At 33.4% G+C, this 7,802-nt stretch carries 10 protein-coding genes and 1 tRNA gene; 5 read left to right on the top strand and 6 right to left on the bottom strand.

The features are described from left to right. On the bottom strand, positions 1–255 hold a 255-nt coding region (locus tag JJ842_09730), incomplete at its 3' end, for a DUF3303 domain-containing protein (GenBank protein ID MBO6972192.1). A gap of 111 nt (positions 256–366) precedes the next feature. After that, positions 367–1,704, bottom strand: a complete 1,338-nt coding sequence (locus JJ842_09725; protein ID MBO6972191.1) for a hypothetical protein — start codon at positions 1,702–1,704, stop codon at positions 367–369. Positions 1,705–1,917: 213 nt separating this feature from the next. Between JJ842_09725 and JJ842_09720 the strand changes: the two genes are divergently transcribed. From JJ842_09720 to mcrC, 3 genes are all read left to right on the top strand, one after another. Next, positions 1,918–1,991: transfer RNA gene (locus JJ842_09720), tRNA-Pro, on the top strand. Between the two features lie 128 nt (positions 1,992–2,119). Next, positions 2,120–3,976 (top strand): DUF3578 domain-containing protein, encoded by a 1,857-nt coding sequence (locus JJ842_09715; GenBank protein ID MBO6972190.1) that lies wholly within the window; start codon positions 2,120–2,122, stop codon positions 3,974–3,976. Continuing rightward, complete coding sequence (mcrC, locus tag JJ842_09710) at positions 3,973–5,034, top strand: 5-methylcytosine-specific restriction endonuclease system specificity protein McrC (protein ID MBO6972189.1); 1,062 nt, start codon at positions 3,973–3,975, stop codon at positions 5,032–5,034. The genes JJ842_09715 and mcrC overlap by 4 nt, the downstream gene beginning before the upstream one ends. A 318-nt stretch (positions 5,035–5,352) precedes the next feature. Here mcrC and JJ842_09705 read toward each other — a convergent pair whose 3' ends face one another. Further along, positions 5,353–5,724 carry a hypothetical protein gene (locus JJ842_09705; GenBank protein MBO6972188.1) on the bottom strand — a complete coding sequence of 124 codons (372 nt, stop codon included), beginning with the start codon at positions 5,722–5,724 and terminating at the stop codon, positions 5,353–5,355. Between the two features lie 238 nt (positions 5,725–5,962). Here JJ842_09705 and JJ842_09700 point away from each other — a divergent pair, with 238 nt between their 5' ends. Next, complete coding sequence (locus JJ842_09700; protein MBO6972187.1) at positions 5,963–6,340, top strand: DsrE family protein; 378 nt, start codon at positions 5,963–5,965, stop codon at positions 6,338–6,340. A 60-nt stretch (positions 6,341–6,400) separates the two neighbouring features. On the opposite strand, the gene JJ842_09695 is transcribed toward JJ842_09700, so the two are convergent. From JJ842_09695 to JJ842_09685, 3 genes are read right to left on the bottom strand one after another with little or no spacing between them, the layout of a single operon-like run. Next, positions 6,401–6,775, bottom strand: coding sequence for a hypothetical protein (locus tag JJ842_09695; protein MBO6972186.1), 375 nt, complete (start codon positions 6,773–6,775; stop codon positions 6,401–6,403). Continuing rightward, a complete protein-coding gene (locus JJ842_09690) occupies positions 6,772–7,116 on the bottom strand; it encodes a hypothetical protein (protein MBO6972185.1) in 345 nt (114 codons plus the stop codon). The genes JJ842_09695 and JJ842_09690 overlap by 4 nt, the downstream gene beginning before the upstream one ends. 3 nt (positions 7,117–7,119) lie before the next feature. Continuing rightward, positions 7,120–7,302, bottom strand: a complete 183-nt coding sequence (locus tag JJ842_09685; protein MBO6972184.1) for a hypothetical protein — start codon at positions 7,300–7,302, stop codon at positions 7,120–7,122. A gap of 245 nt (positions 7,303–7,547) precedes the next feature. Here JJ842_09685 and JJ842_09680 point away from each other — a divergent pair. Further along, positions 7,548–7,802: DUF3303 domain-containing protein (locus JJ842_09680; GenBank protein ID MBO6972183.1), on the top strand; the 255-nt coding region annotated here is incomplete at its 3' end.

Raw genomic sequence — 7,802 nt, 5'->3', positions numbered from 1 at the left:
AACTGGCTTGATATCAAAATCTATATCAAACTTAACTTTCCAAGGAGCAAAATGTTCTGTCATTTTTATGCCTGCTGAAGCTTGGACAATAATATAAACATTATTTGAGTAAGAGGCATGATACCTTCCCAAAACTTTGAATCCTTCAAACTCATCATTCAAAGTTCCATCTTCAATAACCTTTAAAAAAAGATCATACGCTGCACCCATAAGAGAAACATTTTTAAAAGTTGCAGTTACTAAATAAGTATTCATTTGATTAATAAATCTATAAATCTTTTATAGGGTATAGCATTTAGTATTGAGTTAAGGATCTTGAAATGAATATTTCTGCTAAAGGAATTTTTTTAGATCGACTGTCAATAATTAAACCGCTTGAAGTTCTCTAGCTTTTATAAATGCTTTTTTAGTAGTTGTAGTTTTTGCGTAATCATACGACTCAAGATGTGTTCTTAATGTATGCCCCATTGCATCAGCAACACTACCCGCATCAATTCCTAATTGATGACCTCTTAAGGAATAAGAATGTCTAAAGCTATAACAACCAAGACTTTCGCCCCGCTTGGCCATTAATGCTTTAAGAGAAATCCAACCCGCTTTTTGTTTTAACCATTTACCCATTTGATCTCCAACACCCTCAACAGTTTTGCAATCTGGCATACATTGATAGGGAAGTTCTAATAGACCTGCTTTGTACAATCTGACTACTTCTTCATAATGAACATTGCCATCATTATCTACTAGATAAAGAGGTTCTAATATTCTTGGTTTTGTTACACCCTGACCCGATCTTTTTTCATACATACACCAAAGTTCATCTTTTCTCTTTTTATAAACTAAGTGTCTTAATTCAATAGGTCGTAAACCAAAAACAGCACAAAGCTTCATTGCATTGACCCATTTTTTGGCAGCGAGTATATGATGCGGTTGCCCTGTTTCTGTTGGTAGAGAATTTATTAAATTAATAAACTCTTGATCTTCTATTGATGCTTTTTTGTTTCTGGCTTTTTTAGCTTCTTTAGAAGGTCTTCCAATGTATTCTCTTAAGTCATCAGGTGGAAGCCAATCACTAGGATAATTTTTCTTAGTAACGCAATACTTTAAAAAAGAAGCAAGATTTCTCACTCTTTGTTCTCTAGCTCTACCACCAAGTTCATAAGTTAATGGTTTTGGTGCAATATTATTTCTTCTCATATAGTCAGTAACCTTTTCAATTCCATTTTTTGCACAAATTTCTAATAATTTATCTGCATTTATTGGAGCATCTTTGGTTTTTAATAAGTTAACTGCGTAAGTGATTACAGGTTCATACTCTTTAGTCCAAGTTCCATTAGCAATACCAGTTCCCATCTCTTTTTTATATTTTTCAAAGTCATCCTTTGCACCAACCCAATCGTGGGAATAAGTTAATTTAGGAGCTAAACCCGCGCATACAGCAACCGCAGTATCAAAATCTCCGCCATTGTTAGCCATCTCAACATAGATATTCCTAACACGAGTAATAATATCTCCCATATTCTGGGATGAATAAGAAAAAGGAATATTATTCTTCATTAATTGGGCAGAACGCATCCCATTACCAGTTCTAACCTCTAATCTTGCAAGTCCTCTATGTTCTCTAACAGTCCAACCCTTTGCAGTAGAAGATCTTATGGCTGTTCTTAAGCCATTTACCCATGCTTCATTATTTTTGAGTTTGGGCATTAATTTGCGTACACATAGGCACAATGTACGCAATTTGTACGCAAAATGCAACCGCAGAGTGTCTTCGGGTTATAACAAAGGTTGACTAGATATTGCACTAAATCCATTGACACTATTATAATCTAAGTAAGTAAAACGCTTGTTATTACTACAAAAATTCTTTTTGTGACTTTGTTTACTAACATCCCTCTCATAGATTAGAATGATGTTTAGCGGGGCGTGGCGCAGCTTGGTAGCGCGGGTGCTTTGGGAGCACTAGGTCGCAGGTTCGAATCCTGTCGCCCCGACTCTAATAATCCAAGTCATAGACAGGTTCCCCAGCCTGTCTTTTTTATTGCTTCAAATAAGACATATTCGCATTTATGTCATATTTATGTCATATAAAAATATTTCATATAAAATTTAAAAAAATTCAATGATGGATTTAGATTTTTTAAAGAAATTTATAAAGCAAACTAATACTGGGAGCTTAAAAACAAAAGAATATCCAAAGAAATTTTTAGACTTTTTTATCAAAGTTTCATTTGGGCAAGGAACATTAGCAAATATCCCATGGATAGCATTTAGAAAAACAGTAAGTTCTGGGCCATATTATCCTGTCTACTTGTTTTATAAAGAGGAGGGAAAGTTAATTCTTTCCTATGGGATAAGAGAGGAAGGAAAAAAACCACAAAATACTTGGGATAAGAATATTCATGAAACTAAGACAAAAATATCTGAATTCATTGAAAACCCAAAGAGATATGGAGATTCTTATGTTCACAAATATTATGAACCAAAAATAGAAAATGATGAAGTTTTTTTCTATAGAGATAATGAAAAGTTATCAGAAGACAAACTTCTTCAAGAACTCATTGAAATTATTGAATACTTCAAAACTTGTTATGCAAATGATCCTCAAAAAGACCGAGAGACAAGACCCGCATGGTTTGTGGGTTCTGTAATTGATAACGAAGATTTAACTAATGAATTTGTTGAACAAGGATATTGGGAACATGGTTTTAACGATAAATACCATGATGATGTCCGTTCAATGGAAGTGGGTGACTTAATAGCAATTAAAGCAACTTATACAAGAAAGAAAGGATTACCATTCGAAACTTTCGAAAATACAACTTCAGTTATGTCAATTAAGGCAACAGGTGTAATAGAGGAAAATCCTGGAGATGGTAAAAAAATATATGTAAGTTGGGAAAAAGTCCAACCAATTCGTGAATGGTATTTTTACACATATCGACCAACTATATGGGCAGTACAACCAGGTGAGTGGATGAACGATGAGTTAATTGATTTCACTTTTAATAATAAAGACCAAGATATTAATCGTTTTATAAATGACCCATTTTGGAAAGATAGATATACCTCGGATGAGATTAGATCATATAAACTCGAAAACATTATTGAAGATGGAGCATTTTTAGATTTTGAGAAGCTTTCGTTAATAATGCGTAGATTAAATGAAAAGAAAAATCTTATACTTCAAGGTCCTCCTGGCACAGGGAAAACATGGTTAGCCAAACGTCTTGGCATGGCCTTAATAGAAGAACAAATAAAAGAAAGTCAAATAAGTTCTGTACAATTTCATCCGAACCTTTCTTATGAGGATTTTGTAAGAGGCTGGAGACCTGGAAGTGATGAAAAACTTAGCTTACAAGAAGGTATTTTTATGGAGATGGTAGAACGAGCCTTGATCAATCCTGGTGAAAAATACGTCCTAATTATTGAAGAAATTAATAGAGGCAATCCTGCTCAAATATTTGGGGAGTTACTTACTCTCATCGAAGCAAGTAAAAGAAACTCAAAAGAAGCCATAAAATTATGTTATCCCAATTCAGAGGGGCTTCATCTTCCTGTTTATGTTCCGTCTAATTTATACATAATTGGGACAATGAATGTCGCTGATCGTTCTCTAGCATTAGTTGATATGGCTTTCAGAAGAAGATTTGCTTTTATAAATCTAGAGCCAAATTTAAATAAAACATGGAAAGATTATGTGGTTAATAAATTACATATGGATTCTTCAGTAGCAAATTATATACAGTCAGAAATAGTTAATCTTAATAGTCAAATTGCTTCAGATAGTAGATTAGGAAAAGATTTTCAAGTCGGTCATAGTTTCTTCACACCAAATGAAAGTTTAAAAACCAAAGATTCAAAAAAGTGGTTTAGAGAAGTGGTAGAGAGTGAAATAGCGCCACTTCTTCAAGAATATTGGTTTGATTCTCTAGAAGAGGCTGACAAAGCAATAGAAAAACTTTTAGCGAATTTATGAGTATCCCAATACGAAATATCTGGTGGCTAATGCTTTATGCATCTGATTTGGGTGAAGCACAAAATAAAGCTCTTAAAGGTCGCGAAGATTTACCAGAGGATATACCTGATTTAATTGGGCAAATCTTGATTAAAACAGTTGAAAAAAGGTTAAAAAGACAATTAACTTATTCCTTCGAAACTAAAGATGAAATACTAAGCAGAGTTAGAGGGAGGATAAATCACTTAACTACATGTAGAAAACAGCTTTTATCAAAAGGGAAAGTCTCGTGCACCTTTAATGAATTATCAATCGATAATGTCCGTAATAGATATGTTAGAGCTGCTTTAGATGGAATTTCTAGGATTATAAAAAAGCCATCAATTAGTAATAGTTGTAGTTCTTTAGCAAATAATCTTTTTCAATGCGGGGTTACTGGACCAGTCCCAACTGCTAGAGAAATTGAGAATCAAAGATTCAGTAGAAATGATCAATCAGATAAGGAGATGATAGCAGCGGCGAAATTAGCAATGAATCTATGCTTACCTAATGAAAGTGAAGGTAAGAATGAAATTTTAGATCCTGAGAAAAGTGAGCATTGGATGAGAAGACTTTATGAAAAGGCTATTGGAAATTTTTATCGTTTCCATTTAAATCCAGATAACTGGAGAGTAATAACAGGAAAGCCCATGAACTGGATGATTAACAACCCCACTGATGGAATAAAAGATATATTACCTTCAATGAAAACGGATATTATTCTTGACAATAAAATTAAATATCACAGGATTGTTATTGATACAAAGTTCACTAATATATTTCATAAAAGAAGTAGTTGGTATCGTGAAAAGTCCCTCAAATCTGGATATATTTATCAACTTTATGCTTATCTTAGGTCTCAAGAAGGTCTTGGCGAAAAACTAAACGAAAACTCTTCCGGTATGCTTCTACATCCAGCAATTGGAGAAGACATTGATGAATCCGCCACCATCCAAGGACATGAAATGAGATTCTCAACTGTTGATTTAACACAGCCCCACGAAGTAATAAGAAATAGGCTTTTGAATTTAGTCTCATAAACTCATTTATGTCATATTTATGTCATATGTTGCTAATTTTGTCCGGACAAACCATGCGAAGTCACGCAAATAATTAAGCTATAGCTTGAAAACGTAGTGCTCATCTAGGGGTGTCCAGTGCTTTGGGAGCACTAGGTCGCAGGTTCGAATCTTGTCGCCCCGACTCTTAAAAACCAAGTCATATAGAAATTTTTTCCAAGCTCTATTTTTTTTGCTTACTTAAAATAGTGAGACAGGAGCGCTAAGGGGAGGGCTAAAATATTTAAACATTCTAAAAAGGTGCTGAATTTAAAGCATTAGTAATGCGTTTCATTTCTCTTAATCAATTGGAACATTGCTCCATATTTGTAGTGCAATTAAAGCAGTTTGTCTTTTTATGTTTGTTACCATTGAACCTATTGCAATAAAAAATAAACCAGAAAGAGCAAGAACAAAAGAATTTCTAATGTAATCAAATTGAGCATCTGACTCGAATTCTCCAATAAACATGAACGCAATCGTAAAAATTATTCCAAAAAAGATGAAAATTCCTCCAACTAATTGACAAAGTTGACCTATAAATGAAGCTTTATTTTTTGCTTTTATAAACTCTCTATCAAAATCAAGATTATTGGAATATTCATAGGAAATCTCTTTTTTAAAGAATTTGTCTTGAATATTTTTTAAACGTTTAATCAATCTTTTAGTCATAAGAAATGATAGTTTTACATCTCTAATTTAGATCATATGTCAAAAAAACTTTCATTTCAGCAACCTATTTAAGAATAGGCACTAGGTTGTATTGGGGAGTGCTAGTTGGAGCGCTAAACTATATAAACATATATGATAATGTTGGAAGATTATGCAATACTGAGACTCAAACTCACAAAAACAGCTAATGATAATAGATTTTATTTAAGATATAAAACAAAAACTTCGGGAGTATTAAATGTCTATCATTACCGACAATACAATGTTAGTTCATATTTACAGCGGTTTAGAATCCAAAAATAAAGTAACTTTAGGTTTATTGGTTGCCCTTACTGCAGAAAAAAACGATCATAAAGTAACTCTTTTTCTAGCAGGAGACGGAGTACAAATATTAGATTGCAAAAAAGCTGGTGAAATAGTTGGTCAAGGTACTGGAGATTTATACGAACATCTTCAAAATTTGAAGAAATCAAAAGTTACCATATATGTTTCAGGGATGTCTGCAAAATCTAGGGGTTACGATGAGAAGCTTCTAGATGGATATTCAGCAGAGTTTGTGATGCCGGATGTTCTAGTTGAAGAATCAATTAAAGCGGATAGCGTACTTTGCTATTAAAAAATAAGTTTTTTGAGCAACTAGTAAGTACCTATAGAAGCGGTGCAACTAGTAGGCGTTTCATTCAAATACCCATCCGTTTTCTGTACAAATTCCATAGCCAAATCGATTGCTCGGAGATGGAGGTTGAACCTTCTTGGCTTTCTGAATTACTGCTTCTGAACACCAATACATATTTGGAGTTTTCATTATGCCTTCTTTAACTATTTTTGCGGGAACATTAGTTTTTACAAAGCACGCACCATCAATTCTTATTTTACAAATTTCATCGTTAAATCTATCGGCAGAGTTAGTGAAATAGTAAAAAAAACCATCGTCACCTATTGTTCCTGAGTAGGAGAAAGGAGGTCTTGTATGAACATAATAAATACGTTCTTTTTCTGCCAATACAGGACTAGAAAATAATAGAGGTGCAAGTAGTAAGTTTTTTATCATCCCCTATATCCACAAACTGCTCTGATTAAAAAGGGCATTCCTCTCTCTGCTTCACTTCTTGATAGTGCAGGGACTAGGTAGTCATCAATAGTTGATTTCAAGCAATCCGCAATCCTCCAATCATTTATACGAGTAGGGGTATCACTTGAATATTCGACTCTTGTTCTAAATTTGTACCTAATTCCACCACCTATAGGTTGCTTTTCATGCAAGAACATTTTGTATGTAATACCCATTTGGAGTCCTATATAAAAAGGTTCTTCTATTGGATTTTTACTTTGCTTACCTTGGCACCCAACAACCAAAAGGACTGGAAGTAGTGCAAGAAGTAAGCGTTTCATTTTTTATCTTCTTGCTAAGTAAATTATTACTGTCATCGTTCCCATTGCGACAATACCAAAATTCCATAGAGTTGAACTATTTCTATTGAATTGTTGAACCCAAATTGGAATACCATCAGTCATAAAAAGGAGAGTTAACCCAACTATTAAAACTATTGGAAATCCTAAAGCTATAAATAATTCCATTAAAAAGAGGGTTTTATCCCTCTCAGTTTAGATCGACTGTCAATCGTAATTAATTAAGCTTTGCAAGTAGTAAGAGTTTAACGGATTACTATTATGGAGCTTGATTTGGATCATAACTTTTCCCTTCCATACACTCTCTATTGGTTTTATCTAAAAAAAATACTTTATCAGAAGTATTCATTTCAAGATGCTTAACTCAATTCTAAATGCAATACCCTATAAAAGATTTATATATTTAAAAACAAATGAATACTTATTTAGTTACTGCAACTTTTAAAAATGTTGCTCTTATGGGTGCAGCATATGATCTTTTTTTAAAGGTTTTTGAAAATGGAACTTTGAATGATGAGTTTGATGGGTTCAAAGTTTTGGGAAGGTATCATGCCTCTTACTCAAATAATGTTTATATTATTGTCCAAGCTTCAGCAGGCATAAAAATGACAGAACATTTTGCTCCTTGGAAAGTTAAGTTTGATATAGATTTTGATATCAAGCCAGTT

The organism is Prochlorococcus marinus CUG1433 (assembly GCA_017644425.1).
Taxonomy (GTDB): Bacteria; Cyanobacteriota; Cyanobacteriia; order PCC-6307; family Cyanobiaceae; genus Prochlorococcus_A; species Prochlorococcus_A marinus_U.
Note: the sequence above shows the minus strand (reverse complement) of the source record. Positions and strands in the feature narration are given on the sequence as shown.

Coding starts and splice junctions, on each gene's coding strand:
- JJ842_09725 (MBO6972191.1), bottom strand. CDS start 1,704: ATGCCCAAACTCAAAAATAATGAAGCATGGGTAAATGGCTTAAGAACA.
- JJ842_09715 (MBO6972190.1), top strand. CDS start 2,120: ATGATGGATTTAGATTTTTTAAAGAAATTTATAAAGCAAACTAATACT.
- mcrC (MBO6972189.1), top strand. CDS start 3,973: ATGAGTATCCCAATACGAAATATCTGGTGGCTAATGCTTTATGCATCT.
- JJ842_09705 (MBO6972188.1), bottom strand. CDS start 5,724: ATGACTAAAAGATTGATTAAACGTTTAAAAAATATTCAAGACAAATTC.
- JJ842_09700 (MBO6972187.1), top strand. CDS start 5,963: ATGTCTATCATTACCGACAATACAATGTTAGTTCATATTTACAGCGGT.
- JJ842_09695 (MBO6972186.1), bottom strand. CDS start 6,775: ATGATAAAAAACTTACTACTTGCACCTCTATTATTTTCTAGTCCTGTA.
- JJ842_09690 (MBO6972185.1), bottom strand. CDS start 7,116: ATGAAACGCTTACTTCTTGCACTACTTCCAGTCCTTTTGGTTGTTGGG.
- JJ842_09685 (MBO6972184.1), bottom strand. CDS start 7,302: ATGGAATTATTTATAGCTTTAGGATTTCCAATAGTTTTAATAGTTGGG.